24 protein-coding genes are annotated in these 26,258 nt (G+C 62.6%); 14 read left to right on the top strand and 10 right to left on the bottom strand.

Features of this window, described 5'->3' with window-relative positions; all coding sequences use genetic code 11:
• The first annotated feature begins 2 nt into the window (after window positions 1-2).
• Window positions 3-1,382, top strand: coding sequence for an aspartate aminotransferase family protein (locus tag LB532_RS27710; RefSeq protein WP_140641934.1), 1,380 nt, complete (start codon window positions 3-5; stop codon window positions 1,380-1,382).
• Between the two features lie 105 nt (window positions 1,383-1,487).
• On the top strand, window positions 1,488-2,603 hold the full coding sequence (locus LB532_RS27705; RefSeq protein ID WP_140641932.1) for an alcohol dehydrogenase family protein: 1,116 nt from the start codon (window positions 1,488-1,490) through the stop codon (window positions 2,601-2,603).
• A 67-nt stretch (window positions 2,604-2,670) separates the two neighbouring features.
• Here the strand turns inward: LB532_RS27705 and LB532_RS27700 are convergent, their stop codons facing one another.
• The 5 genes from LB532_RS27700 to ehuB are packed head-to-tail and all read right to left on the bottom strand — an operon-like array spanning window position 2,671 to window position 6,480.
• Window positions 2,671-3,396, bottom strand: coding sequence for a GntR family transcriptional regulator (locus tag LB532_RS27700; protein WP_140641930.1), 726 nt, complete (start codon window positions 3,394-3,396; stop codon window positions 2,671-2,673).
• A complete protein-coding gene (ehuA, locus tag LB532_RS27695; protein ID WP_140499280.1) occupies window positions 3,393-4,172 on the bottom strand; it encodes an ectoine/hydroxyectoine ABC transporter ATP-binding protein EhuA in 780 nt (259 codons plus the stop codon). Before ehuA ends, LB532_RS27700 begins: the two co-directional genes overlap by 4 nt.
• Entirely contained in the window at window positions 4,169-4,828 is a 660-nt protein-coding gene (gene ehuD / locus LB532_RS27690; RefSeq protein WP_140499281.1) for an ectoine/hydroxyectoine ABC transporter permease subunit EhuD, read from the bottom strand. The genes ehuA and ehuD overlap by 4 nt, the downstream gene beginning before the upstream one ends.
• Window positions 4,825-5,553: an ectoine/hydroxyectoine ABC transporter permease subunit EhuC gene (ehuC, locus tag LB532_RS27685; RefSeq protein ID WP_140641928.1), complete on the bottom strand. Its 729-nt coding sequence runs from the start codon at window positions 5,551-5,553 to the stop codon at window positions 4,825-4,827. Before ehuC ends, ehuD begins: the two co-directional genes overlap by 4 nt.
• A 57-nt stretch (window positions 5,554-5,610) precedes the next feature.
• Window positions 5,611-6,480, bottom strand: coding sequence for an ectoine/hydroxyectoine ABC transporter substrate-binding protein EhuB (gene ehuB, locus LB532_RS27680; protein WP_140641926.1), 870 nt, complete (start codon window positions 6,478-6,480; stop codon window positions 5,611-5,613).
• A 244-nt stretch (window positions 6,481-6,724) separates the two neighbouring features.
• Here ehuB and LB532_RS27675 point away from each other — a divergent pair, with 244 nt between their 5' ends.
• The 12 genes from LB532_RS27675 to LB532_RS27620 all read left to right on the top strand — a co-directional run bounded on the left by LB532_RS27675 (window position 6,725) and on the right by LB532_RS27620 (window position 20,847).
• Complete coding sequence (locus tag LB532_RS27675) at window positions 6,725-6,898, top strand: hypothetical protein (RefSeq protein WP_181169445.1); 174 nt, start codon at window positions 6,725-6,727, stop codon at window positions 6,896-6,898.
• A gap of 36 nt (window positions 6,899-6,934) precedes the next feature.
• Window positions 6,935-8,083, top strand: coding sequence for a M24 family metallopeptidase (locus tag LB532_RS27670; RefSeq protein WP_140641924.1), 1,149 nt, complete (start codon window positions 6,935-6,937; stop codon window positions 8,081-8,083).
• A 9-nt stretch (window positions 8,084-8,092) separates the two neighbouring features.
• Entirely contained in the window at window positions 8,093-9,349 is a 1,257-nt protein-coding gene (locus tag LB532_RS27665) for a sarcosine oxidase subunit beta family protein (protein ID WP_140641922.1), read from the top strand.
• A 12-nt stretch (window positions 9,350-9,361) separates the two neighbouring features.
• Window positions 9,362-9,628 carry a sarcosine oxidase subunit delta gene (locus LB532_RS27660; protein ID WP_140641921.1) on the top strand — a complete coding sequence of 89 codons (267 nt, stop codon included), beginning with the start codon at window positions 9,362-9,364 and terminating at the stop codon, window positions 9,626-9,628.
• Window positions 9,625-12,573, top strand: a complete 2,949-nt coding sequence (locus LB532_RS27655; protein ID WP_318011252.1) for a sarcosine oxidase subunit alpha family protein — start codon at window positions 9,625-9,627, stop codon at window positions 12,571-12,573. The genes LB532_RS27660 and LB532_RS27655 overlap by 4 nt, the downstream gene beginning before the upstream one ends.
• Window positions 12,566-13,072 (top strand): sarcosine oxidase subunit gamma, encoded by a 507-nt coding sequence (locus LB532_RS27650; protein ID WP_140641919.1) that lies wholly within the window; start codon window positions 12,566-12,568, stop codon window positions 13,070-13,072. The genes LB532_RS27655 and LB532_RS27650 overlap by 8 nt, the downstream gene beginning before the upstream one ends.
• Before the next feature lie 358 nt (window positions 13,073-13,430).
• The gene (locus LB532_RS27645) at window positions 13,431-15,332 is read left to right on the top strand and encodes an ABC transporter substrate-binding protein (RefSeq protein ID WP_140641917.1); all 1,902 of its coding nucleotides are present in this window, start codon (window positions 13,431-13,433) and stop codon (window positions 15,330-15,332) included.
• Window positions 15,333-15,422: 90 nt separating this feature from the next.
• The gene (locus LB532_RS27640) at window positions 15,423-16,430 is read left to right on the top strand and encodes an ABC transporter permease (RefSeq protein WP_140641915.1); all 1,008 of its coding nucleotides are present in this window, start codon (window positions 15,423-15,425) and stop codon (window positions 16,428-16,430) included.
• Complete coding sequence (locus tag LB532_RS27635; RefSeq protein ID WP_140552078.1) at window positions 16,427-17,287, top strand: ABC transporter permease; 861 nt, start codon at window positions 16,427-16,429, stop codon at window positions 17,285-17,287. Before LB532_RS27640 ends, LB532_RS27635 begins: the two co-directional genes overlap by 4 nt.
• Window positions 17,287-18,354 (top strand): ABC transporter ATP-binding protein, encoded by a 1,068-nt coding sequence (locus tag LB532_RS27630; RefSeq protein WP_140641913.1) that lies wholly within the window; start codon window positions 17,287-17,289, stop codon window positions 18,352-18,354. Before LB532_RS27635 ends, LB532_RS27630 begins: the two co-directional genes overlap by 1 nt.
• Window positions 18,351-19,253, top strand: coding sequence for an ABC transporter ATP-binding protein (locus LB532_RS27625; RefSeq protein ID WP_224557485.1), 903 nt, complete (start codon window positions 18,351-18,353; stop codon window positions 19,251-19,253). The genes LB532_RS27630 and LB532_RS27625 overlap by 4 nt, the downstream gene beginning before the upstream one ends.
• Before the next feature lie 43 nt (window positions 19,254-19,296).
• A complete protein-coding gene (locus LB532_RS27620; protein ID WP_140641909.1) occupies window positions 19,297-20,847 on the top strand; it encodes an alpha-N-arabinofuranosidase in 1,551 nt (516 codons plus the stop codon).
• A 26-nt stretch (window positions 20,848-20,873) separates the two neighbouring features.
• Here LB532_RS27620 and LB532_RS27615 read toward each other — a convergent pair whose 3' ends face one another.
• The 5 genes from LB532_RS27615 to LB532_RS27595 form a co-directional block, all read right to left on the bottom strand.
• Window positions 20,874-21,803 carry an ArsR/SmtB family transcription factor gene (locus LB532_RS27615; RefSeq protein ID WP_140641907.1) on the bottom strand — a complete coding sequence of 310 codons (930 nt, stop codon included), beginning with the start codon at window positions 21,801-21,803 and terminating at the stop codon, window positions 20,874-20,876.
• Between the two features lie 213 nt (window positions 21,804-22,016).
• Window positions 22,017-22,610, bottom strand: coding sequence for a DJ-1/PfpI family protein (locus LB532_RS27610; RefSeq protein WP_140499290.1), 594 nt, complete (start codon window positions 22,608-22,610; stop codon window positions 22,017-22,019).
• Window positions 22,611-22,677: 67 nt separating this feature from the next.
• On the bottom strand, window positions 22,678-23,628 hold the full coding sequence (locus LB532_RS27605; protein WP_140641906.1) for a substrate-binding domain-containing protein: 951 nt from the start codon (window positions 23,626-23,628) through the stop codon (window positions 22,678-22,680).
• Window positions 23,629-23,685: 57 nt separating this feature from the next.
• Entirely contained in the window at window positions 23,686-24,657 is a 972-nt protein-coding gene (locus tag LB532_RS27600) for an ABC transporter permease (protein WP_140642111.1), read from the bottom strand.
• 17 nt (window positions 24,658-24,674) lie between these two features.
• Entirely contained in the window at window positions 24,675-26,252 is a 1,578-nt protein-coding gene (locus LB532_RS27595) for a sugar ABC transporter ATP-binding protein (protein WP_140641904.1), read from the bottom strand.
• Window positions 26,253-26,258: the final 6 nt, after the last annotated feature.

The raw sequence follows: 26,258 nt of genomic DNA, 5'->3' as shown, positions 1-26,258 counted from the left end.
AAATGCTCGATCAGTCCAACGAACTCGCCGCCTGGGACCGCGACCACTTCTTCCATCCCTCCACCCATATGGGCACGCACGCGCGCGGTGAATCGCCCACGCGCATCATGGCCGGCGGCGAAGGCGTCACCGTCTGGGACAACAATGGCAAGAAGAGCATCGATGCCTTCGCCGGCCTCTATTGCGTCAATGTCGGCTACGGCCGCCAGAAGATATCAGATGCCATCGCCGCGCAGGCCAAGAACCTCGCCTATTACCACGCCTATGTCGGCCACGGCACCGAAGCCTCGATCACGCTGTCGAAGATGATCATCGACCGTGCGCCAAAGGGCATGTCGAGGGTCTATTTCGGCCTCTCGGGTTCGGATGCCAACGAAACCAACATCAAGCTGATCTGGTACTACAACAACGTCCTTGGCCGCCCGGAGAAGAAGAAGATCATCTCGCGCTGGCGCGGCTATCACGGCTCCGGCGTCATGACGGGGTCGCTGACCGGGCTCGATCTCTTCCACAATGCCTTCGACCTGCCGCGCGCGCCGATCCTGCACACCGAGGCGCCCTACTATTTCCGCCGCGCCGACCGTTCGATGAGCGAGGAGCAGTTTTCGCAGCATTGCGCCGACAAGCTGGAAGAGATGATCCTGGCCGAGGGCCCCGAGACCGTCGCCGCCTTTATCGGCGAGCCGATCCTCGGCACCGGCGGCATCGTGCCGCCGCCCGCCGGCTACTGGGAGAAAATCCAGGCGGTGCTGAAGAAGTACGACGTGCTCCTGGTCGCCGACGAAGTGGTGACGGGCTTCGGCCGGCTGGGCACCATGTTCGGCTCCGACCATTACGGCATCAAGCCGGACCTGATCACCATCGCCAAGGGCCTGACCTCCGCCTATGCGCCGCTGTCGGGCGTCATCGTCGCCGACAAGATGTGGCAGGTGCTGGTGCAGGGCTCCGATAAGCTCGGCTCGCTCGGGCACGGCTGGACCTATTCGGCGCATCCGATCTGCGTCGCAGCGGGCGTGGCCAACCTCGAACTGATCGACGAGATGGATCTGGTGAGGAATGCCGGCGAGACCGGCGCCTATTTCCGCGCCGAATTGGCCAAGGCCGTCGGCGGCCACAAAAACGTCGGCGAGGTGCGCGGCGACGGCATGCTGGCAGCGGTCGAGTTCGTCGCCGACAAGGACGACCGTGTGTTCTTCGATCCGGCGCAGAAGATCGGACCGCAGATCGCCACGGCCCTCGCCGCAAGCGGGGTCATCGGCCGCGCCATGCCGCAGGGCGATATTCTGGGCTTCGCCCCACCGCTTTGCCTGACACGCGAGGAGGCTGACACCGTCGTGGTCAAGACCGCCGACGCCGTAAGGAGCGTGTTCGCCAGTCTCTAATTGTCGATGATCGGCGCTGCCCTCATCCGCTTGCCGGCACCTCCTCGTCGTTCACGAAGAGAGGGTAAAGGTGAGAGGCAGCGCCAACCTGCAAAGTATTCGGAAGTGAACGCGATGACCTCTCATCCCACCCTCCCCGCCACCATGGCGGCCGTGCAGCTTACCGGCCACGGCGGCCCGGAAAAGCTTGTCTACCGCACTGACGTGAAAGTGCCAGCGCCCGCCGCCGGCGAAGTGCTGGTCAAGGTCAGCGCCTGCGGCATGAACAACACCGACGTCTGGGTGCGCCAGGGCGCCTATGGCACGGAGGAGGACGCTGGGGCCGTGTCGACATGGCGGCGCCAGGGCAACACGCTGACCTTTCCGCGTATCCAGGGCACCGACACGGTCGGCACCGTCGCTGCCGTTGGCGCAGGGGTCTCGCCGGATCGCATCGGCGAACGAGTGATGGTCGATTTCTCGATCTACAATCGCGACGACGATTCGCTCGCCGACATCGACTATATGGGTCACGGCCGCGACGGCGGTTACGCCGAATACCAGGCTGTGCCGGCCGAGAACGCCCATGTCGTCGACACCGACTTGAGCGATGTCGAACTCGCCACCTTCTGCTGCGCCTATCTCACCGGCGAGCAGATGCTGGAACGTGCAGGGCTCAAGGCCGGCGAACGCGTGCTGGTCACCGGCGCCTCGGGCGGCGTCGGCTCCGGCATCGTGCAATTGGCGCGGGCGCGTGGCGCCATTCCCTATGCGGTCGTGGGCAAGGGCAAGGAGCAGGCGGTGCTCGACATCGGCGCCGAAGCCGTGATCACCCGTGGCGTGGCCGACCTGCCGCAAGCCGTGGCCGAGGCGACCGGCGGCCAGTCCATCGACGTCGTGGCCGACCTCGTCGGCGGCGCGATCTTCAACGATCTGTTGCGCATCCTGAGGCCCGAGGGCCGCTACACCACCGCCGGCGCGATCGCCGGTCCGGTCGTCCAGCTCGATCTCAGGACCATGTATCTCAAGCAGTTGCAGCTTCACGGCTCGAGCCAGGGCACGCGCGCGGATTTCCGCCGCATCGTGCGTTATATCGAGGAAGGCAAGATCCGGCCGCTGGTCGGCGGCGTCTACAGGCTTTCCGATTTCCACCACGCCCAAGCCGATTTCATCGCCAAGGACTTTGTCGGCAAGCTGGTGGTGGTGCCCGACGCCGTGGCTGAACAGCGGCACTCAAAATGAAGTGGCGGGAGCCACGTCGCTCGTCGTAGCGGCGTGGCAAACCACGTCACCGCCACAATGCCGGCAGTCAGTTCTTGCCGTCAAATTCGTCTGATCGGCCGGCATGGCGCATCATGCGCCGAAAGCTCATCGAGATATGGGCTCGCCTGATGTGCCCGATCGATTCCCAATCCCCGATTTCCGCGGCGGCCAGCACTTCCTCCATTTCGCGCCGGAAGGCCGTGAACTCCTCCACAAGGCCGAGCTGCGGCATCATCTTGAGGACTACGCGCGCGACCTGAAAATACAGTCTTTCGCTTATTTCGCGCAGGGGCTGGTTGCCGGTCATGCCGGATAGTTCAGTGAAGAAGTCCATGTTCAGCTGCAGGAAGGCACGCTGATCCGGGTTGAGCATATCGGAATCGCAGCGCGCGATGAGCGCTCGAATGCGATCGAGGTCGACCGCCGTTCGGGGAATTGGCGAAAGCTTGCCGACCAGCAGCGCGAGTTCCAGTCGCAGATGATAGACCTGTTGCAACTCCTCGATGTCGACGTCGGTAACGATCGTACCGACCCCGTGAACCGATTGCACAAGGCCTTCGGCCTCGAGCCGCGCCAGCACGCGTCGGACCGGTGTGCGGCTGATCTCGAATTCCTGGGCGAGTTCTTCCTCGGAGAGCCGGCTCCCCGGCACATAGTCGAGCAGGCAGATGCGGTCGCGCAGGATCAGGTAGATGCGTTCGAACCGTTCGCGCGCCGAAAGCGGACGCGGAGGCGGCGCGGTCTTGGCCGAGGCATCCGTATCAAGCGTCATCCAGCCTCCAGGACAGCGTGCAGGAACTGCCGCGTCCGCTCATTCTTGGGTGCCCCGAAAAGCTCTGCCGGCGGCCCCTGCTCGCAAATTTTGCCTTGGTAGAAAAAGCAGACGCGATCGGAAAATTCCTTGGCGAAGCCCATCTGGTGGGTGACCATGAGCATCGTCAAATCATGCTCGCGGCCGATTTGCCTTATCACTTGCAGCACTTCGCCGACAAGTTCCGGATCGAGCGCGGACGTCACCTCGTCGAACAGCATTATCTTGGGCCGCATCGCCAGCGCCCTGGCAATGGCGACGCGCTGTTGCTGGCCGCCGGAAAGCTGGGAAGGATAATGATCCTTCTTCTGCGACAGCCCGACCATGTCGAGAAGCTCGGCCGCCCGTGCCTCGGCATCGGCCCGCTTCATGCCAAGCACGGTCATCGGCGCCTCGATGCAATTGGCCATCGCCGTCATGTGTGGAAACAGGTTGAAAGACTGGAACACCATGCCGATCTTCGCCCGGATGCGGCGGATGTGGGCGAGATTGGCGGGCACCAGCTTTCCGCCTTGCTTCATATGGGTCAGCGGCTCGCCTTCGACCCAGATGACGCCGTCATTGATCGTCTCCAGCGTCATCAGCATGCGCAGGACCGTGGTCTTGCCGGAGCCGGACGGTCCGATGACGGAAACCTTCTCGCCGCGCGCGATTTCGAGGTTCAGCCCGTCGAGCACGGTGAGCGCGCCGTAACGCTTCGAGACATTGTCGAAACGGACCATCGGTTGTTCGGTCATCGCGCGGTCCTCCGGTTGAGCAGGCGTTCGAGGGCACGGATGAGCGCGGCCGAAACCAGGCTCATGGCCAGGAAGAACAGGCCGACCAGCGTGATCGGTTCGGTGTAGCGGAAAGTTTCGGAGCCGATGATCTTGGCCGTCTGCATGAGTTCCAGCACGGCGATGGCCGAAAGCAGCGGCGTCTCCTTGAACAGCGCGACGAGATAGTTGCCGAGCGCCGGCACGATCGGCGGTATCGCCTGCGGGATGATGATGTCGCGAAAGGTCGTCCAGGAGGAGAGGTTGAGCGCGATCGAGGCTTCCCACTGGCCGCGATGGATGTTGTCGAAGCCCGCGCGGTAGACTTCCGAGCAATAGGCGGCGTAGTGAATGCCGATGGCCAGAACGCCGGCCGTGAATGCGTCGAGCACGACGCCGAATTTCGGAAAGACGAAATAGAGGAAGAAGATCTGGATGAGCAGCGGCGTCGAGCGGATCAGTTCGACCAGCACCGAGATCGTCCACCCGGTCCAGGGCACTGCTATACGGATTACCGCGAGGACCAGGCCGAGCAAAGCCGCGATGACGAAGCCGAGCAGCGTCGCCTCGATCGAGACGACGGCGGCGCGTGCCAGCACCGGCAGGATCTCCGCGGCAAAACTCCAATCCCAGATCACGCCGCCCTCCCCCGCGCCAGGCCGAGCGAGGCCCGCCTTTCGAGAAGCCGCATGCCGATGGAAACGGTGAGCGACATGGCGAGGTACATCAGCAGCACCAGCGTGAAGATGGGAATGGTCTTGAAGGTGTTCTGGTTCATCTGCTGCGCCTTGAAGGCGAGGTCCGTGAGCGTGATCAGCGAAACCAGCGCCGTCGATTTCAAAAGCTCGATGAAAAGATTGCCCCAGGGCGGGATCATGGCGACGAACGCCTGCGGCAGGATGATCCGGCGCAGCATTTGCGCGCGGCTCATGTTGAGCGCCGTTCCTGCCTCCCATTGGCCGCGCGCGACCGACTGGATGGCGCCGCGCACGCATTCGGATCCGTAGGCGCCAACATTCAGACCAAGCGCCAGCACCGCGACGGGAAACGCGTCGAGCGTGACGCCGAATTGCGGCAGCACGAAAAACAGCCAGAACAATTGCACCAGCGCCGAGGTGCCGCGAAAGATTTCGACATAGACAGTCGCCAGCCATCTGAGCGGCGCTGGACCATACATGCGCGCAAGCGCGGCGAGCACGCCCATGGCGACCGCCAGCAAGCTGCCGAGGACAGCGATCTCGATCGTCAGGACGGCGCCCTGCAATAGTCCCGGTAGGAACAGCCTGTACGTCTCCTGCGTCGCCAGCGCCGCGATCACGGCCAGCGAAACGACCAGCATGGCAACGAGCGTGCGGATGCCCATCTGCTTCTCCGAGGAAAAAAGAGGGCGGCGCTTTCACGCCGCCCAGCAGTTGGGAATTTATTCGCCCTTGCAGAGCTCTGCAGTCGTCTTGTTCGGCAGATAGTCCTTGCCGAAGCCGAGCGGCTCGACCAGCGCGATATGCTCCGGCGTGCCGAGGAACTTCTTCAGTTCGGCGTTGAATGCTTCCTGCAGATCGGTGTCCTCCTTGCGGAAGCCGAAGCCGCCATGGCCCTTCACCGACTTGCCGGCAACTTCACCGAAGGGCTTGGTCGATTCGACCCCATCGGCCTTCTTGGCCATGTCGGCGATCGAGAGCGCGGTTAGCGCGGCGGCATCGGCACGACCCGACTGGACGGCCGCGACCAGGCTGGATTGGTCGGGCAAGGAAACGACTTGTCCTTGGGCAACGCCGGCGTCCTTCGCATATCCCCCCTCGACGGCGCCCGCCATCACGGCGAGCTTGAGATCAGGATTATCCTTGATGCTCGAATAGTCCTTCACGCCTTTCGGATTGCCCTTCGCGACAAGCATGGCCTGGCCGATGCCATAGGACGGTTCGGAAAAATTGATCTCGGCGCAGCGCTTGGGATTGATGAACATGCCGGCGGCGATGATGTCGAAGCGGCCGGCCTTGAGACCCGGAATGAGCGAGCCGAATTCGGTCAGCACGCCGTCGACCTGCGCAATGCCCATCTTGGCGAGCACCGCCTTGGCGACTTCCGGCGCTTCGCCGGTCAATTTGCCGTCAGGCGTGGCGAAACCGAACGGCGCCTCATTGGCGAAGCCGACCCGGATATAGCCGTCCTTCTTGGCGCGTTCCAGCGTCGTTTCCGCATGGGCCAGCTGTGACGTGAATGCGGTCGCGGCGAGCGCAAGACAGGCTGCGGCCTTCACGAGCGCGCGGCGGGATATCTGTGACGTGAACATGCATTCCCCTTTTCTTCTTCGATAATTGTCGGCTCGAACGACGTTTCTCCACCATCGTGTCAAGCGCACTAAGAGGTATACAACTCATCTGGACATATCGCAAGACGCACTGTACGAATCTCGAAAAATCGCCACATAGCTTGATTTGACGGCTTGGCGATGTGCAAGTTGTGCACAATTAAAGGTGTGCTTTCTCGATGCGGGTACGAACCGCATTTGGATGAGGGCAGGAAGGAAAACGGCTTTGGACGCGTCGGGCGGGTTCAGCAAGGCGGAATACGCGCAGCGCCTGGCCGAGGTGAGGCAGCGCATGGCAAAGGCCGGCTTCGATCTCATCATCTGTCAGGATCCCAGCGTCAGCGAAGGCGGCGGCGAGTGGCTCTGCCACGTGGCCCGCGATCCCATCGTCATTGACTGACCATCAGCCCAGGACCGGCAACTCAAGGACACCTCAATGGACCGCAATCCCTTTTCCGAAGCCGAGATCGCCGGCCGCTTGTCGAAAGTTCGCACGGCATTGGTAGAGCGCAAGCTCGACGCCGCCGTCTTCGCCTCGCCGGAGACTGTTTTCTACCTCACCGGCCTCGACCATTGGGGTTATTTCGCGCCGCACCTCCTGATCGTCACGCTCGACCGGCGCCCTATCCTGGTCACCCGGTCGATGGAGAAGGTGACGATCGAGAACCAGGTGAAGGCGGCGGAATTCCGTGGTCACTCCGATAGCGAGACCGCGGCCGACCTCACCGCACGCGTCATTTCCGAACTCGGCCTGGCCGGCAAACGTATAGGCCTCGAACACTGGACCTCCGGACTCAGCCACGGCCTCGCCCTGAAGCTCGAGGCGCAGGCGGACGCCAAATGGAGCGACGTCTCCGGGCTGGTCGACAAGATGCGGTTGGTGAAGAGCGCCGAGGAACAGGTGCTGATGCGCCGCGCCGCCAAGGTCACGGATGCTGCGGCAGGTGCCGCGATCGCTGCCATCTCCGACGGCGCCGCCGAGCAGGAGGTTGCCGCCCAATGCGTGGCGGCGATGGTGCGCGCCGGCGGCCACGCGCCGGGCTTCGGCCCGTTCATCCGGCCCGCCGCCCGGCTCGGCGAGGAGCACACGACCTGGGGCGACGGCATCTATCGCAGCGGCGAGCCGGTCTTCGTCGAACTGTCGGGCTGCGTCTCGCGCTATCACGCACCGCTTGGCCGGCTGATCCGCATCGGCACCATCAAAGACGAAGATGCCGCCATGGCCGAGGTCACGGCCAAGGCATTCGATGCCGTCGTCAGGGCGCTCGAGCCCGGCGCCAGGGCGCGCGATGTCTACGCCGCCTGGCAAGGCGTCGCCGACGATGCCGGCCTCTCGCATTATCGCCGCCATCATTGCGGCTATCTCGTCGGCATCGGCCAGCCGCCCTCATGGACCGGCGGCAATTCGGTGACGGGCCTCAGGCACGATTCCGATCTCGAAATCGAGAGCGGGATGAGCTTCCACATCCTGTCCTGGCTGATGGGCACCGGCCGCGGCGACCATTTCATCTCCAACACCGTGCTGCTGACCGATGCGGGGGCCGAAGTGCTGACCCGCACCCCGGCCGGCCCGATCGTCCGCTAGACCATGAACATGGCGCGCTATTCGGCGTTTTCGATTTTCCGCAACGCCCTTTCCGGCCAGAAGAACTGGCGGCGCGCCTGGCGCGCGGCCGAGCCGAAGCCCGCCTATGACGTGATTGTCGTGGGTGGCGGCGGGCATGGCCTCGCGACGGCTTTCTACCTCGCCGAGAACCACGGAATCCGCAATGTCGCCGTTCTGGAGAAGGGCTATGTCGGCGGCGGCAATGTCGGCCGCAACACCACCGTCATCCGCTCCAACTACCTGCTCGACGGCAACACCCAGTTCTACGATTTCTCGGTCAAGCTGTGGGAAGGCTTGTCGCGGGCGCTGAACTTCAACGTGATGTTTTCGCAGCGCGGCCAGATCGTCACCGCCCATTCGGCCGATCAACTCGACACGTTCAGCCATCGCGCCAACATCATGCGCCTGAACGGCATCGACGCCGACATTCTCGACCGCGACGCGGTGCGCCGGCTGGTGCCCTATCTCGATTTCTCCGAAACCGCGCGATTTCCGATCCATGGTGCGATCCTGCAGGGGCGCGCCGGCACTGCCCGCCATGATGCCGTCGCCTGGGGCTATGCGCGCGCTGCCGACGGCCACGGCGTCGACATCATCCAGAACTGCGAGGTGACCGGCTTTGTCCGCGACGGCGAAAGGATCGTCGGCGTCGAAACCAGCAAGGGCCGGATCGGCGCCGGCAAGGTCGGCCTCGCCGTTGCCGGCCATACTTCGCTCCTTGCCGCCAAGGCCGGCCTGGAACTGCCAATCGAAAGCCATGTGCTCCAGGCTTTCGTCACCGAGCCGCTCAAGCCGCTGGTCGATCACGTCGTCGCTTATGGCGCAGATCATTTCTATGTCAGCCAGTCCGACAAGGGCGGGCTGGTCTTCGGCGGCAATCTCGACGGCTACAATTCCTACGCCCAGCGCGGCAATCTCGGCGTCGTACGCGAAGTGGCGGAGGCCGCGATAGCCCTGATGCCCTGCATCTCGCGTGTCAGGCTGCTGCGCCACTGGGGTGGCGTCATGGACATGACGCCCGACGCCAGTCCGATCATCTGCCCGACCCCGATAGAAGGGCTCTATCTCAATGGCGGCTGGTGCTATGGCGGCTTCAAGGCGACGCCGGCCTCCGGCTGGTGCTTTGCCCATATGCTGGCCACCGGCAAGCCGCATCCGCTGACCGCCGCCTACGCGCTCGACCGTTTCCGGACCGGCCACACGCTCGACGAGGCCGGCGCCGGCCCCTCGGCCTGGCTGCAATAGAGAGCGAGAGAAATGCTTCGTATCGACTGCCCATGCTGCGGCCCGCGCGACCATGACGAGTTCCGCTATGGCGGCGACGCTTCCGCGGTGCGCCCGGCGCATGACGATCCCGACCCGGAGGCGTGGTATCGCTATGTCTATGTGCGCAAGAACCCGGCGGGGCTGCACCGGGAATTCTGGCAGCATTTGACCGGCTGCCGGCAATGGCTGGTCATCGAGCGCGACACGAGGAACCACGCTATCGCATCGGTCGGCTTCGCCAGGAAAATGCCAGCATGAAAATGATTGGAAATCGTCTGGCCGCCGGCGGCCGCATCGACCGCACGCAGCCGCTCCGCTTCACATTCGACGGCCGCGAGCTGGGCGGCTATCGAGGCGATACGCTTGCTTCCGCGCTGCTTGCCAATCGGGTCATGCTGACAGGCCGCAGTTTCAAATACCATCGGCCGCGAGGCATCTTCTCGGCCGGCCCGGAAGAACCCAACGCGCTGGTCACGCTCGGAAGCGGCGGACAGCGCGAACCGAACCTGCCGGCCACGATGCTGGAACTGGTTGAAGGTATGGCTGCCGAAAGCCAGAACCGCTGGCCGTCCCTTGCCTTCGACATGCAGAGCGTCAACGGCCTGTTTGCGCCCCTCCTTTCCGCCGGCTTCTACTACAAGACCTTCATGGGTCCGACCCGCCGCGCCTGGATGTTCTACGAGCGCTTCATCCGCAAAGCCGCGGGATTGGGCCGGGCCGGCACCGAACCCGATCCCGACCGTTACGAGACCCGGCATGCATTTGCCGATGTTGCAGTCATCGGCGGCGGCCCTGCCGGCCTGTCGGCGGCGCGCGCCGCGGCAGCCAGCGGCGCCAAGGTCGTCCTCGTCGAGCAGGATTTCGTGCTCGGTGGCCAGCTTCTTGCCGAGCGCACCGATGGCAGGGCGGCAGCCTGGTTGACAAAGACCGAGGCGGAACTTGCAGACCAGCCCAACATCACCTTGATGCGCAAGACGTTGGCGTTCGGCACCTATGACGGTAACACGCTGGGGCTGATCGAGCAGCGCGACGGCCAGGTCGCGCAAGGCACAGCTCGGCAGGTCTTCACCATGCTGCGCGCCCGCTCGATCGTCTTTGCAGCCGGAGCCATCGAGCGGCCGCTGGTGTTCTCCAACAACGACCGGCCGGGCGTCATGCTGGCGTCCGCCGCCAGGACCTATTTCAACCGCTTCGCCGTGCTGCCAGGGAAGAATATCCTCGTGGCAACCATGAATGACGGCGCCTATCGCGCTGCTTTCGACCTCGCCGCCGCCGGCGCGCAAGTGACGGTCGCGGACCAGCGCGGCGCTCCGCCCGCCGGTCTGGCGGCGGAAGCCGGACGCCTGAACGTAGAGATCCGCTCCGGAACCCGGATCGCTGATCTGCGCGGCAGCCATGCGGTGAAGGCAGCACGGCTTTCCGGCCCGAGCGGCTACTCGGAAATCGCCTGCGATTTCGTCTGCGTCTCCGGCGGCTGGTCGCCGACCGTGCATCTCACCTCGCATCTTGGCGTCAGGCCCGTCTATCGCGACGACATCGACGGCTTCGTTCCGGGCGGCTTTCCGGCAGGCCAGTTCGGCGCCGGCGCGATGATGGGGCGCTTCTCGACCGCCGACGCGATCGAGGACGGCCACCGCGCCGGCATCGAAGCAGCATGCTTCTGTGGAAAACCGGCGGCCATGCCGGCGCCGCATGAACTCGATCTCGAAGAGGCCCCAGCCGCTCCCTTTCGTGCGATCTCTTCCGCGAGGCGCGGCAAGGCCTTCGTCGATCTCCAGATGGATGTGACCACCAAGGACGTCGAGCTCGCCCATCGCGAGGGCTATGAATCGGTCGAACACCTGAAGCGCTACACCACGCTCGGCATGGGGACCGACCAAGGCAAGACCAGCAATTTCGCCGCGCTTTCGGCCATGGCGGCGCTGCGCCGGGCAACGATCCCGCAAACCGGAACCACGACCTTCCGCCCGCCCTACGCGGCGGTCGCGATCGGCGCGCTGGCCGGCCGTGCCGTCGGTCATCATTTCAAGCCGGTCCGCCGCACGCCGATGCACGACTGGCACCTGGCAAACGGTGCCGAGATGCTCGAGGTCGGCCTCTGGATGCGTCCGTATTTCTATCGCGATGCCGGGCGCGACGTGAATGAAGCCTATGTCGCGGAGATGCGGGCCGTGCGCGGCGGCGCCGGGCTGATGGACATTTCCACCCTCGGCAAGATCGACGTGCAGGGACCGGACGCGGCCATCTTCCTCGACCGCGTCTACGCCAACAGTTTCGCCAAGCTTCCCGTTGGCCGCGCGCGCTACGGCGTCATGCTGCGCGACGACGGCATCGTCTTCGACGACGGCACCACCACGCGCTTGTCGCAAAATCGCTTCTTCATGACCACCTCTACCGCCAAGGCCGCCGACGTCTTGTCGCGGCTGGAATTCCTGCTCGACACCGCCTGGCCGGATTTGCGTGTCGCGGTCTCATCGGTCAGCGACGAGTGGGCGGCGATGTCGGTCGCCGGGCCAGGAAGCCGCGATGCCCTCGCCGCCGCCTTTCCCGCGCTCGATGTCTCCAACGAGACGCTGCCGCATATGGGTTTCATCGAAGCCGAGTATGAGGGGCGAGAGCTGCGCATCATCCGCCTCAGCTATTCCGGCGAGCGCGCCTACGAAATCTATGCCGGCGCCAGCGTCGGCAAACGGGTCTGGAGCCGCCTGCTCGAAGCAGGCGCGCCGTTCGGCCTCAAGCCTTACGGGGTCGAGGCACTCGGCGCGCTGCGCGTCGAAAAGGGTCACGTCGCCGGGCCCGAGATCGACGGCCGCACCACGCTCGACGACCTCGGCCTCGGCCGAATGGTCGGCAAACGCGGCGGATTCGTCGGCGACGTCCTGCGTCGCCGCGACGCGTTCCATGCGCCCGACCGCCAGCGCCTCATCGGGCTGGAATGCATCGAGGACGGCAAGCGCCTGCGCGGAGGCGCCATATTGTTCCTGCCCGGCGATGGGGTCACCGGCCACGGGCGCGGGCGGATCACCTCAGTCACCTTCAGCCCGGAACTCGGCCACTATGTCGGACTGGCGCTGTTCGCGGGCAATGCTGCGGCCGAAGGGGACGAGGTCATCGCGGCTTACCCGATGCGGGCAGAGACCGTTCGCGCCCGGATCGTGCCCTCCGTCTTCCTCGACCCCAAGGGAGAGCGCATGCATGGTTGAACCTGTACTGTCGAAGGATTTCAATCTGTGGGCGTCCGATTGCCCGATCGTCCAGATCGAGGGCTGGGACGGAACGCTGGCAAGATTCGAAGCGAGCGTCTCAAAGGCCTTGGGCGCGACGCTTCCTGCCAGCGTCGGCGAGACGGTTCGGCATGCCGGCGCTCTCGTCGTCAGGATCGCCCCCCGCCGTCTTTGGCTGATCGTCGAGACAAGTGCGCAACCGCCAACCATTGCGATCGATCCGGAATTGGGCTGCTCAGTTCCGCTCGGCGAAGGCCGGATGCGGTTCAGGATGGACGGTGCGCGTCTTCGGGACATTCTCTCTGCCTGCCTGCCGGTCGACTGGTCGTCCGCTGCTTCGGCCCCCGGCCGTGCCGTACAAACGTCGATCCATCACGTGCCGGCGCTCTATCTGCGAACGGGCGAGAGCAGCTGCGACCTGATCGTGCCGCGAAGCTTCGCCCGCAGCCTTGCCGACTGGATTGCCGCCGCGCGTTAAAGCAATTCCAGGAAAGGTGCGTAACGTTTTCCGCGCGCGATTGCGTAAGGAAAAGCTGGACCTGTTTGGCGCTCCTGTCGGCCGCTGAGCCCACATTGTCCGCGCGTGAATTCGACAGTGCCTCCTGGCATGGCGAAAGCCGATCACCCTGCCGCGGGGATGCGGCTCAACCGTCAATTATTCGCCGCCGGCACGACAGACATGATGATCTCCGTCCTATCCGCAGCCCTCGCCTCCTTAATCCATATCATGATTTCTGATACAGTCCAGATAATGCGTTGACATGACCTGTGGTCTAATCGAAGATGCCTGACCTAGCGGCATGCCCTTGAGAGCAGCCGCAACGGGAGGATACGGCATGTTATCGAGGAGAACTTTCATTCTGCTCGCAGGGACGGCCCTCGCCAGCAGGAAAGCCTACGCGCAGGCGCAAATTCCGACTTCGGACATTCCACGCGACCAGCTTCTGATACTCGAAAACCCGGAAGGCACGATCAAGAACGCGGGATGGTTCAACATCTGGGCCATCAACGCCGGCGGTCAGTCGACGGGTCTGCACCAGCAGGCGATGGACACGTTCTGGTATATCGATGCCGACCATGGGATCGACGGTGTCTGGGACAACTCCCTTGCGTCGGACAAGCCCCGGTACAATTCCGATTTCACTGAAATGACCGTGAAGCTGCGGTCCGGCATCTTCTGGAGCGACGGCGTCGAATTCACAGCCGACGACGTGATCTACACGGTGGAAACCCACATGAAGACCAGCGGTCTACGGTGGAGCGCGCCCATCCAGATCAATGTCGCCTCAGTCGAGAAGAAAAGTCCGACCGAGATTCTCTTCAAACTGAAAAAGCCGAACTCACGCTTCCATGCGCTGTTTACGGTCCGCTGGAACGCGATGTGGATGATGCCGAAGCACGTCTTTGAAAAGGCCGGCGACGTGCTCAAATTCGACTTCAACCCACCAGTGTCGCTCGGCGCCTACAAGCTGAGGAACTACGACCAGGGCGGCAAATGGTTCATCTGGCAAAAGCGCGATGACTGGAAACGCACCAGCGTCGCCCGTTTCGGCGAACCCGGTCCGACATATCTGGCCTATATCGATCCGGGGCCACCGGAAAAGCGGGTGATCGAGCAGCGCAACCACCAGCTGGATGTCATCCACGACACTTCGCCGGAAGGCATGTTCACGCTGGCCAAGGAATCCCCTTCCTCGACCAGCTGGTTCAAGGGCTTCCCTTACGCTCATCCGGACCCGACATTGCCGGCCGTTATTTTCAATCACCAGATCGAGAAGTTCCAGAACAAGGATGTGCGCTGGGCGTTGGCCTTGCTGATCGACATCAAGGCCCTCGACATGGCCTCGTATCGTGGCGCGGCGACGATCTCGGCGATCGGCGTTCCACCGACGGGTCTTTATCCAAAATACTATTTCGAGCCCATGGAAGAATGGCTGACCAGTTTCGAGGTCGATACCGGCAAGCGAAAGATCAAGCCTTACGACCCGACAATGGGCCAGCAGATCGCGGAGATGCTGCGGCCCTCGATGGGAGACAAGGTGCCATCGAAACCTGAAGACATCGCGACCGCCATCGGGCGCGGTTGGTGGAAGCGCGACCAGCAGGCTGCCGCCGAGCTGCTGGAGAAGGCAGGCTTCACCAAAAAAGGCGACGAATGGTACCAACCCGACGGCAAACGCTTCTCCGTCAAAGTCATGGTCGAGGGCGACCTTCGCCCGGTCATGACGCGGGCGGGCTCGCTGATCGTGCAGTTGTGGCGGCAGTTCGGCATCGACGCCCAGATCGACGTCGCGCAAGGCACTTTGATCGACCGGCGCGGCGTCGGCGACTTCGAAACCTTCATCGGGTGGAGCGTGGAGACTTGGGGCGGCCACCCCGATCTCTCCTTCTTCCTCGACAGCTGGCACTCGCAGTTCGTGGCAGAGCCCGGCAAGGTGCAGCCGCCGCGCAACTGGCAACGGTGGAAGGAGCCGCGTCTCGACAAGATCATCGAGGAGATCAGGACGATCGACTTCGATGCCCCTCGGGGCGTGGAACTCGGTCTTGAATATCTGAAGCTCGCGGCCGAAGAGATGCCCACGATACCTCTGATGTCCTACAATGTGTTCACCGTGATGGACACGACCTACTGGACCGGTTTCCCCAACGCAGAGAACGCGCCCTACACCGACCCGGTGCCGAACTGGGCCAATACCAAGTACATGATGGTGAAGCTCAAATCCACGAAGGCAGGCTAGCAGCAGACCCATCATCCTCAGGGCGGACGGAGGCGCACGCATGGTGCGCCCCCACCGCAGGGCAAGCCGCCAAACCGACCAGAGCGACCGATGCAAGCCTACGCCATCCATGTTCTCAAGCGTCTCGGGCAATTCATCCTGGTTGTCTACATCGGCATCACGATCACTTTCTTCATCACGCATCTGACCCCAGTCGACCCGGTCGAGCATGCGGTGGCGCAGGTTAGTTCGTTCGGCTTCTCCAGTCCTGAATCGATCGAACTCCTGCGCACCTCCCTGCGCGAGATGTACGGCGTGGGCGACGATCTCGGGCTGCAATATCTCAACTTCCTGAAACGGGTTGCGGTACTGGATTTCGGACCGTCCCTTTCGGCCTTTCCTACTCCTGTCGGCGTGCTGATCGGGCGCGCGCTGCCGTGGACGATCGGCCTGCTCGCGATCTCGACTCTGTTGAGCTGGTTCCTGGGCAACCTGCTGGGCGGCCTCGCCGGCTATTACCGGAAGAACCGGCTGCTCAAGGCGATCGGGGTGATCGCGATGGGAATGCATCCGGTACCCTATTACATCGTTGCCTTCGTCCTGCTCATTGTCTTCACCTTCCTCTTGCCGATCCTGCCCAGTGGCGGCGGATATGAGATGAATCTCACGCCCGGCTTCACGCCCCGCTTCATCGGCAGCGTCTTCATGCACTCCATTCTCCCAGCACTCTCACTGATCCTCGTCGGCATCGGCGGCTGGTTCATGGGCATGCGCGCACTCGTTTCCAACATCGTCACGGACGACTACGTCGTCTATGCGGAACTGGCGGGCGTGCCGCGGGGCCGCATCCTCACTTCCTACGTGATGCGCAACGCCTTCATGCCTCAGATCACTGGTTTGGCGATCTCCATCGGATCGATCTTCAACGGCGCCATCATCACCGAGCAGGTGTTCGGCTACCCCGGTATCGGGCGGCTGCTGGTCGATGCCGTTCACGCGGCCGACTATTCACTTGTCCTCGGCATCGCCTCGATTTCGATTATCTCGGTGTCGGCCGCCGTCTTCCTGATCGACATCATCTATCCGCTGATCGATCCGCGCGTGCAGGTGAAGGCATGATCCAGACCGTAAGGGATCTGTTCCGCTACAATGGCGAGTTCGCGATCGGCGCCATCATCATGCTGGCGGTGGTGGCGATGTCTCTCGCGTCTTTTTTCTCGCCCTACTCACCAATCGATTCCTACCTTGTCCCGATGGATGTGCCACCATCGGAACCCTATTGGTTCGGCACAAACTCGCGCGGCCAGGATGTCTTCTGGCAGCTCACTTTCGCCCTCCGCAACACGCTGGCCTTTGGCTTTGTGGTGGCTTTCATCAGCCGCGTGCTTTCTCTCATCGTCGGCCTCCTTTCGGGCTATCTCGGCGGCATGGTCGATCGCGTGCTCATGTCGATCAACGATACCTTTATCGTCATCCCGCTCTTTCCGCTCCTTGTGCTGCTCTACTTCGTCCTGCGTGACGAAATGACATGGATCATGCTGGCGCTGGTGATGTCTTGCCTCGGCTGGGCCTATGACGCCCGGCTGATACGCTCCGTGATGATCAGCCTGAAAACCCGCGAGTTCACCAATGCCGCCGTCTTCTCGGGCATGTCGACGCCGCGCATCGTCGCCGAAGAACATCTGCCCTATGTGCTGCCGATCGTGTTCTCGACTTTCATGAACAACATGAACTGGTCCATCGGCCTCGAGGTCACGCTGGCCGTGCTCGGCTTCACCGACGTGGACACCCCTACCATCGGCAGCATGATCTTCTGGGCCAACCAGCATAGCGCCATGGTTTCGGGCACATGGTGGTGGTACCTGTTCCCGACCTTCTTCATCACCCTGACATTCATCGGCCTCTTCCTGCTGTCGATCTCGATGAACGAGTATATCGACCCGCGCAGCCGGCTGAGCCGGATGGGGAACGGCTGATGTCGGACCGGGGTCTCGCGGATGGCGACGCCAGGGACGCGGTGCTGCGGACCAAGAACCTGCGGGCCTACTACCAAATGAGCTATTTCGGTATCGACCGCGAAGTCCGCGCCGTCGATTCGATCACCATGCATGTCCGCCGCAACGAGATCTATGGGCTGGCGGGCGAGTCCAGTTGCGGCAAGACGACGTTCATCAAGACAATCGCCGCCGCGATCCAGCCGCCTCTCAATGTGATCGGCGGTTCCATCCACTACAGCTTTCTCGACCGCGACATCTATGCGCTGGCGCCTGAGCAACGCGACGCCATTCGCTGGCGGCATCTGTCCTACATCATGCAGGGCTCGATGAGCGTCCTCAATCCTGTTCGCCGGGTCCGGCGGACCTTCGAGGACTTTGCCTTCCGGCATATGGGCCTGCAAAAAGATGCATTCCTGGAGGCCGTGAAAGCCCACCTTGCCCGCCTCCGCCTATCCCCCGATATCCTCCAGGCCTATCCGCATGAACTTTCGGGCGGCATGCGCCAGCGCGTCTGCATTGCGCTGGCGACGGTCTGCCGGCCCGATTTCATCATTGCGGACGAGCCCACCACCGCACTGGATGTCGTCGTCCAGAAGGACGTCCTCACCATGATCCGGGAAACGCAGCGTCAGTTCGGATCTTCGATGATCTTCGTGACGCACGATTTGACCGTGCATGCCAACATCGCCGATCGGCTTGGCATCATGTATGCCGGGCGGCTCGTCGAGGAGGGTCCGACGGCTGCCGTCTTTGCCAATCCGCTGCACCCCTATACCGCACATCTTGTGGCAAGCCTTCCCAGGATCGGCGACGTCACTGCGCGGCCGGCGCTGCCGGGAGCGCCTCCCAACCTGGCCGAGCCGCCGGCCGGATGCAGGTTTCATCCCCGTTGCCCCTTGGCGATGGACATATGCCGGCGCGAGGTTCCCGCCCTCACCAGGCTCGCGCCGGACCATCGCGTTGCCTGCTTTGCAGCCAGCACCGAGGTTCGCCCGAGTGCGGCCGACACGGGGACTGCCGAAGCGATCGGAGAGGAAGGCGCATGACCGGGACCAGCCTTCTCGAGGTCAGCCATCTCACCAAGTCTTATGCTCGCGGTGGCATTCTTGGGCGGCAGAGCTTCGACGCCGTCAGCGACGTGAGTTTCACGCTGCCAGCCGGGCGACCAGAAGTATTCGCCGTCATCGGCGAGTCGGGAAGCGGCAAGACGACCCTCGCCCGCATGATCCTGAACATGATTACGCCGACTGCCGGCAGCATACGATTCAAGGACGGGGATCTAACGGCGCTACGAAGGCGTTCGGCGCGACTTGCCTTCATGAAGCAGGTCCAGCCCATCTTCCAGAATCCGTTCGAAGCGTTCAATCCGTTGAAACGCGTGGATCGTTATCTGCTGATCTCGGCAAAGAACTTCATGGGAGCCAGGTCACGTGACCGGCGTGAGGAGTCCGCCAACGCCGCCCTTGAGAAAGTCGGCCTCTCCCTGGCGGAAATCCGCGGGCGCTTCCCGCACGAACTGTCCGGGGGACAACTCCAGCGCGTCGCGATCGCCCGCGCGCTCGTTTCCGAGCCCTCGCTGATCGTCGCAGACGAACCCGTGTCGATGGTTGACGCGTCGCTGCGCATGTCGATCGTCAACCTGTTCAGGACACTGCGCGACGGTCTCGGCGTGTCGATCATCTACATCACGCACGATCTGGCCACCGCCTATCAAATCAGCGACCGGATCATCATCATGCGCAAGGGAGAGATTGTCGAGAGCGGCCCTGCAAGGGATATCCTCGACCATCCGCAGCACCCATATTCGCAGCTCCTCAAGGACTCCCTTCTGTCGCCGGATCCCTCGGGAACGGGCGTGCTTACCGGTTCCGGCGTGGCCGCGCGGCAGGTGCGCGCCGGCGCCGACAATCCCAAACCGGAGGCGGGGGCTGTCCGGATCGAGTGAATTTCGCACGCATTCATCCACCAGGAAACAGAGCGGTAGGACCATGCAAAAGGCACAAGTGCGTTTCGACAGAGACTTCATCATCGGCGAGACGGACAAACGTCTGTTCGGCGCTTTTGTCGAGCATCTCGGGCGATGCGTTTATGGCGGCATCTTCGAACCCGGCCATCCCACGGCGGACAAGAACGGCTTCCGCCGCGACGTCCTCGAGCTGGTGAGAGAACTGGCACCCACGATCATGCGCTATCCCGGCGGCAATTTTGTCTCCGGATACGATTGGGAAGACGGCGTCGGCCCTGTCGAAAAGCGCCCTCGCAGAATGGATCTCGCCTGGAAATCGATCGAGACCAACCAGTTCGGGACCAATGAATTCATCGACTGGTGCCGGCTTGCCGACATCGAACCGATGCTGGCTGTGAATCTCGGCACGCGCGGGCCGGACGAGGCAAGGCACTATCTCGAATACTGCAATCACCCTTCCGGCACCACGCTTTCCGACCGTCGCCGATCGCACGGCTGGGACAAGCCGCATGACGTGAAATTCTGGTGCCTCGGCAACGAAATGGACGGTACCTGGCAAATGGGCGCCAAGACAGCCCAGGAGTATGGGCGGATTGCAGCCGAAGCGGCGAAGATGATGAAGCTGACCGACCCATCGATCGAACTTGCCGCCTGCGGTTCGTCGGGACGGAAGATGTCGACCTACGGGGACTGGGAAAGGGTCGTGCTGGAACACACGCTCGATCATGTCGAGTACATCTCGCTCCACACCTATCTCAACAACTATGCCGACGACACGCCCTCCTTCCTCGCCAGCCCCGACCTGATGGACAGTTTCATCGAGGAGGTCGTCGCTATCGCCGATTCCGTGGCGGCACGGCGCAGGTCGTCGAAGCGCATCATGCTGAGCTTCGACGAATGGAACGTCTGGTATCGGACGCGGCGTGGCGACGACAACCGCATTCAGACCGGGTGGCCGGTCGCGCCGGCCATCCTCGAGGAGAAATACAACATGCAGGACGCACTGGCCTTCGGAGGCGCCTGCATCTCACTGCTCAATCACGCCGACAGGGTCAAGGCTGGATGCCTCGCCCAACTCGTCAACGCTATCGCCCCTATCATGACCGAAACGGGCGGACCGGCTTGGCGTCAGACGATCTTCTGGCCCTTTGCCGACTTCAGCAATCTGGGCCGCGGACGCGTGCTGCGCACATATGTGGATGTGCCGACCTATTCCGCTCGCTACTACGACCCGACGCGGACCGAAGAGCTTTACGACAAGATCGAAGCCGTGCCGTTTCTCAAGCTTTCCGTGGTTCACTCCGAGGCTGACCGCACGGTGACGCTGTTCATGCTTAACCGCAACCTTTCCGATGGCATCGACGTGAGCATCGAGGCAACCGGCTTCGGCACGTTGACGAAGCGCCTGGCCCATGAACTACGACACAACGATCTCCTCGCCCTCAACACGAAGGAGGCGCCGGACGAGGTTAAACCGACTGAATTCAGTTCCATCGAAACGACGAAAGATCGAATTAGCATCAAGCTTGAGCCGGCGTCCTGGACCGTCGTGCGGTTCGACACATCGAAATGACGGGATAGGTCGGAGGAAGACGAGCCTTACCGTGCAAGGTGAAGGCGCATGACGATGTCCTGGTCGTAATTGCCGAAGCCACGGCCAAAGATGTTCACGCCGCCGGGATGTCGGGCATTGTCGTCGATGCCGATCCTCATCCTTATGGAGTGATGCTCCGCAAGGCCGATATCGGCTACGGTCACGCCGGAGATCGAGATGCCGTCAATGAAGGAGCCGGATTTGTTGATACGCCAGGTCTTGAGCTTGCCGTATTGCGAGCCTTCGAGCTTCCACCAGTTCGGCGTGTAGACGCCGCGCTTGTCGCCGAAATCGCCGGGCGAAGTCCATGTGCCGATGCGGTGGTCGTTCACCCAGAGCGTGATGTCGGAGGGCCAATCGAGATTGGTTCCCGGCACCTCGGATGACAGCTCCATCGAGAACTCCAAGGCCTCGACACGTGGGTTCACCAGCTTGGCGTTGTTGGGAAACTTGTATTCGACAAAACCACGCCCAAACCAGACAAGGGCAGCCTGGACGCGTCCTGGATCGAGGAAGAAGTCCGGTACATCGAGCAGACCGATCACTCCTTCGGTCGAACAAAGACCGCACGGAGCGTTGACCTCGCAGCCCGTGAACAGTCCAAGGGGCATCGCAACCTCGATCTGATTGTCCTTGCGGCGCTCTTCTCCTGAATCGAAGCGGAGGATGATCTCGTCGTATTTGGGGGCGCAGATCTTCTGGTGACCTTTCTTGGCCTTGATCGGGTAGGTATCGACCAGGCCGGCCTCTTCCAGCATCTGAATATTCGTGGCGACGGTGGATTGAGGGAGTCCGAGCTCCTTGCTGATCTCGTTCACATTCAACTTTCCCGACTTGTGGAGAAGCTGGAGAATGCGCATGCGGACCGGGGATGCCAGTCCTTTGAGGACCGGGACACCGTTATCCGGCGTCACGTTCAGGAAACTGCGTCTCATGCAAACTGCTCATGTGCGCTATATATCAGAAAGTCTGATCGCAAGCATACATGAGCGGGCGCTCAAAGCGCTATAGCGTGTTTTAGCCTGTCCGAGCATCTGGCGGGCGCGGCGACGACGGTCGATACAGTCGTCCGCATCGGCGAAGGCTTCGGTAAACTGTGGAGGCCGACACGCCACGCCAGCGCGCCGGCCTCCGCCCTGGTTCGTGGCTCAGTTGTGGCGGATTTCCGTGCCGAGCACCTTCAGGCACTCACGGATAAAGGCGGCCAGCGCCGTCCATCCCTTGGCCGACACCATCGTGCCATCGACATAGGCTTCCGTCGGCGAGAGGTCGATATAGGTTCCGCCCGCGAGAGTGACTTCCGGCTCGCAAGCGCCCAGCGCACCGACCTTCTTGCCGCGCACGACACCGTCGACCGCGATCAGGATCTGCACGCCATGGCAGATCGTGAAGATCGGCTTCTTGGTCTCGTGAAAGTGTCGAACGATCGTCTGCACACGCTTGTCGGTGCGGATGTATTCCGGTCCGCGTCCGCCCGCGCAGTAGACCGCGTGGTACTGGTCGAGCTGCTTTTCCGCATCCGAGAACGTCTTGTTGATCAGCGCGTAGTGCCCGAGCTTTTCGGTGTAGGTCTGGTCCCCTTCGAAATCGTGCAGCGAGGTCTTGATCAGGTCGCCTGCATTCTTGTCGGGGCAAACGACGTGGACCGTGTGGCCGACGGCTTCCATCGCTTGCTGGTAAACGAAAATCTCGTATTCCTCGGTGAACTCACCGGTCAGCATCAGTATCTTCTTGCCTGGCATAGCTCTTCCTCTCTGTTGTTGGCAGGCAAGGCGCGTCACGCGCCTTGTCTCATTCGGATTGCGGCCTTCAGAATGGGGAGTCCGGGAAATAGTATTCCTCGGCGTTGGCCTGGGTTATGAGCGGCGCATCGAGTTTGACGGCACCGCGAACCGGAGCCTGGCCGATCAAGTTCGCCACGGTCATGTAGATCGCGGTCTTGATCATCGCCGGCGGATACGGCGTCTCGACCGGTGTCATCGCATCCCCGTCTATCACCTTCTTCACGATGTCCTTCATGCCGTTGCCGCCGAGCGCCAGCTTGATGTCGGTTCGGCCGGACTGCTTGACGGCCTCGAGCACACCGAGAAGCATGTCGTCGTCATTGGCCCAGACCGCATCGATGTGCGGGTGCTTGGCCAGGTAATCCTGCATGAGCTTGAAGGCCTCGTCGCTGTTCCAGTGCGCATACTGCATGTCGAGCACCTTCAGGCCGGTGCCCTTGATGGTATCCTCGAAGCCCTTGATGCGCTCGTCGTCGATGACGGTGGGAATGCCGCGCAGCACGACGACGTCACCTTTGCCGCCCAGTTTGTCGATCATGAACTTCGCCGTGTTGGTGCCAACCGCGATGTTGTCGCCGGCAAGATACAGGTCCTGGACGGAAGGATCGGTCAATCCCCTGTCGACGACGGTGATGAACGTGCCCATGTCCTTGATGGCCTTCACCGGCTGGGTCAATTCCTCCGAGGTGTAGGGCAGGATCACCAGCGCATCCAGCTTGCGGCTGGCCGACAGATCCTCCAGCGCGCTTACCTGGTCGGCCGCCGAGGGCGACGTCTTAACGACCACGTCGACATCCGGGAAGGCCGCGTTGATTTCCTTTGCGGCGGCCTGCGCGTGATAGACGATGCCGGCCGTCCAGCCATGATCCGCCGCCGGGATCGACACCGCGACCACCTTCTTGTCGGCTGCAAGCGCCTGGCCGGCCACCATCAGTGCGCCGGCAGCCGCAACCGCAACCCATTTTCTGCTAAACATAAATACCTCCCAGAGATATGGACCACACAACAGGCGCCCGTCCGGTCCGAAGACGGGCTATTTCGAAAATCTTTGCACAAGCATGGCGATGATGATGATGACGCCCTGCACCGCGGCGACGAGGTATTCGGAAACGAAGTCCGACAGCACCATCAGGTTGGCGATCAGTTCCAGGATCACCGCACCGGCTATGGTGCCCCAGATGCGGCCCTTGCCGCCCCGCAGCGCAGTTCCGCCAATGACAACGGCCGTTATCACCTGCAGCTCCCAAAGCTGTCCGGTGGTCGGGGTGGCGGCCCCGAGGCGAGGCACGTAACAGATGGCGGCGACCGCCACGCATGCACCCTGGATGACATAGGCAATGGTGCGCGTCTTGACGACCGAGATGCCCGAATAGCGGGCGACGTCCTCGTTGGCGCCTACCGCCGCACATTTGCGGCCATATTTGGTCTTGTAGAGGACAAATGCGCCGATCACCGCAACGAGCGCCGACAGAAGGATCGGCACCGGAATGCCCGCGACGGTACCGAAATAGACCGGCCGGTACGCGTCCCGCAGCGAGCGATCGATCGGGATCGTGCCTCCATCGGTCATATAGGTGATCAGTGCGCGGAAGATACCCATCGTGCCGAGCGTGGCGATGAACGGTTCGATCCTTCCGACCGTGACGATCAGACCGTTCGCGAGGCCGCATAGAAGCCCCGCGATGACGGCTATCACCATGCCTGCCGGAATGGCCCAAAGGCCGAGGCTGGGGGCCATCATGTTCATGAACATGATCGTGACGCCGGCGATGAAGGCGACCATCGAGCCGACCGAAAGGTCGAGCCCGCCCGATGAGATCACGAACGTGGCGCCGACGGCTATGATGGCGACATAAGCACTGCGCGTGATCACGTTTCCCAGGTTTGTCGCGGAAAGAAAATCCGGATTGATGAGGAATCCCGCCACCAGCAGTGCGAACAGTGCAAGGAAAGGGCCGGCATCCGTCCACGAGAAATGGTGCTGCCTGTCGCTTCGGGCGGACATGGAATGGGTAAGCGCCGTCACTGTCTTCCTCCTTGGGCCGTGTCATGGCCTTTGTCGCTGGTCGCCAGTAGCGCGATGTTGCTTTCGATCATCGTTTCGCCCGAGACCTCGCCGCTGATCCTGCCTTCGCGCATGACCAGGATGCGGTCGCAGATGCCGACCAGTTCCTGCATCTCCGAGGAGATGACGATGCAGGCTTTGCCTTGGCCCACGAGCTCCTGGATGAAGGCGTAGATCTGTGCCTTGTTGGCGATGTCGATCCCGCGCGTCGGCTCATCGATGATCACGACCGACGGATTGGTCAGAAGCACCTTGGCCAGCAGAAGTTTCTGCTGGTTTCCGCCCGAAAGCTGCCCCGCCTGGTTGTTCAGGCTCTTCACCCGGATGTCGTAGCTGGAGACGGCCCGCGCGAGCGCCTCGGATTCGCGGCCGCGCAGAACCAGAAGTCCCGGATGCAGAAGGCCAAGTGACGAGAGGGTCAAGTTCGGCGCCAGCCGCTCCTGCAAAAGCAGGCCCTTGCCCTTGCGATCTTCCGTGAGATAGCCGATGCCCGCCTCTATGGCCTCGCGCTGCGAGCGTATCTGTATCGGCGACCCGTTGAACTCGATCGTCGCCGTCGCCGGCCGAAGCCCCACAATGCCTTCGAACAACTCGGTTCGCCCCGCCCCGATCATGCCGGCGAAGCCAAGAATCTCGCCTTTGTGAACGGTAAAGGACACGTCCCGCGCGTAACCCGGAACAGTCGCGTTTCGGACGGTCAGCATGGGCCGGCTCGTACGGACCTCGCGCTTGTGAGGATAAAGCGCGGCGAGTTCGCGCCCGACCATAAGCTGCGCCATGTCGGCCTGGCTCAATGCATGGCCGGGATAGGTGCCGATCATCTTGCCGTCGCGCAGGACGGAGACTTTATCCGCCAGCCGCTGCACCTCGTCGAGGCGGTGGCTGATGTAGAGGACGGCGATGCCCCGCGCCCTGAGCCCGAAGATGATGGCGAGCAAACGCTCGACCTCCCCGCCGGTCAGCACCGCTGTCGGCTCGTCGAAGATGACGACCCTGTGGTCGTCGAGCAACGCGCGGGCGATTTGCACGAGCTGGCGATCCGCCAGCGAAATGTCTCGGACCAGCGCGGTCGGCGAGACCTCGCAACCGATCTCGGCCAGTTTCGCGGCCGCGATGCGGCGCATGGCGCCATCATCGACGATTCCGCGCCTGGAGAGCTCGCGGCCGAGAAAGAGATTGTCGGTCACCGTGAGCGCTTCGGCCAGGAGGATCTCCTGATGCACCAGCGCGATACCTGCCGCCTGCGCCTGGTGAGGTGTCCTGAAACTCACGCGGTCACCGGCCATGGACAGGCCGCCGGCGGTTGGCTCGATGTAACCGGAAAGCAAGCGCATGAACGTCGACTTGCCGGCGCCATTCTCGCCGATGACGGCATGGATTTCGCCGGGGAAAATATCCAGCGTGATGTCCGACAACACGGTTACCGGGCCGTATTGTTTGCAAAGCCCTTCCGCGCGCAGCACCGGGGCCACAGCCGATGTGGGCTCCGGCGGCAAAGCGGTGACGCTTCCGTCGATGCGAGTAGCAACTGACATCGCGGC

It is taken from the genome of Mesorhizobium sp. ESP-6-2, from assembly GCF_020164675.1.
Classification (GTDB): Bacteria; Pseudomonadota; Alphaproteobacteria; order Rhizobiales; family Rhizobiaceae; genus Mesorhizobium.
The sequence above is the reverse complement of the archived record's forward strand: the minus strand, read 5'-3'. Positions and strand labels throughout refer to the sequence as shown.

Excerpts from the sequence above, each read along its gene's own strand:
- LB532_RS27710 (WP_140641934.1), top strand. The coding sequence starts at position 3 with ATGCTCGATCAGTCCAACGAACTCGCCGCCTGGGACCGCGACCACTTC.
- LB532_RS27700 (WP_140641930.1), bottom strand. The coding sequence starts at position 3,396 with ATGACGCTTGATACGGATGCCTCGGCCAAGACCGCGCCGCCTCCGCGT.
- ehuA (WP_140499280.1), bottom strand. The coding sequence starts at position 4,172 with ATGACCGAACAACCGATGGTCCGTTTCGACAATGTCTCGAAGCGTTAC.
- ehuC (WP_140641928.1), bottom strand. The coding sequence starts at position 5,553 with ATGGGCATCCGCACGCTCGTTGCCATGCTGGTCGTTTCGCTGGCCGTG.
- ehuB (WP_140641926.1), bottom strand. The coding sequence starts at position 6,480 with ATGTTCACGTCACAGATATCCCGCCGCGCGCTCGTGAAGGCCGCAGCC.
- LB532_RS27670 (WP_140641924.1), top strand. The coding sequence starts at position 6,935 with ATGGACCGCAATCCCTTTTCCGAAGCCGAGATCGCCGGCCGCTTGTCG.
- LB532_RS27665 (WP_140641922.1), top strand. The coding sequence starts at position 8,093 with ATGGCGCGCTATTCGGCGTTTTCGATTTTCCGCAACGCCCTTTCCGGC.
- LB532_RS27660 (WP_140641921.1), top strand. The coding sequence starts at position 9,362 with ATGCTTCGTATCGACTGCCCATGCTGCGGCCCGCGCGACCATGACGAG.
- LB532_RS27655 (WP_318011252.1), top strand. The coding sequence starts at position 9,625 with ATGAAAATGATTGGAAATCGTCTGGCCGCCGGCGGCCGCATCGACCGC.
- LB532_RS27650 (WP_140641919.1), top strand. The coding sequence starts at position 12,566 with ATGGTTGAACCTGTACTGTCGAAGGATTTCAATCTGTGGGCGTCCGAT.
- LB532_RS27645 (WP_140641917.1), top strand. The coding sequence starts at position 13,431 with ATGTTATCGAGGAGAACTTTCATTCTGCTCGCAGGGACGGCCCTCGCC.
- LB532_RS27640 (WP_140641915.1), top strand. The coding sequence starts at position 15,423 with ATGCAAGCCTACGCCATCCATGTTCTCAAGCGTCTCGGGCAATTCATC.
- LB532_RS27635 (WP_140552078.1), top strand. The coding sequence starts at position 16,427 with ATGATCCAGACCGTAAGGGATCTGTTCCGCTACAATGGCGAGTTCGCG.
- LB532_RS27630 (WP_140641913.1), top strand. The coding sequence starts at position 17,287 with ATGTCGGACCGGGGTCTCGCGGATGGCGACGCCAGGGACGCGGTGCTG.
- LB532_RS27625 (WP_224557485.1), top strand. The coding sequence starts at position 18,351 with ATGACCGGGACCAGCCTTCTCGAGGTCAGCCATCTCACCAAGTCTTAT.
- LB532_RS27620 (WP_140641909.1), top strand. The coding sequence starts at position 19,297 with ATGCAAAAGGCACAAGTGCGTTTCGACAGAGACTTCATCATCGGCGAG.
- LB532_RS27615 (WP_140641907.1), bottom strand. The coding sequence starts at position 21,803 with ATGAGACGCAGTTTCCTGAACGTGACGCCGGATAACGGTGTCCCGGTC.
- LB532_RS27610 (WP_140499290.1), bottom strand. The coding sequence starts at position 22,610 with ATGCCAGGCAAGAAGATACTGATGCTGACCGGTGAGTTCACCGAGGAA.
- LB532_RS27605 (WP_140641906.1), bottom strand. The coding sequence starts at position 23,628 with ATGTTTAGCAGAAAATGGGTTGCGGTTGCGGCTGCCGGCGCACTGATG.
- LB532_RS27600 (WP_140642111.1), bottom strand. The coding sequence starts at position 24,657 with ATGTCCGCCCGAAGCGACAGGCAGCACCATTTCTCGTGGACGGATGCC.
- LB532_RS27595 (WP_140641904.1), bottom strand. The coding sequence starts at position 26,252 with ATGTCAGTTGCTACTCGCATCGACGGAAGCGTCACCGCTTTGCCGCCG.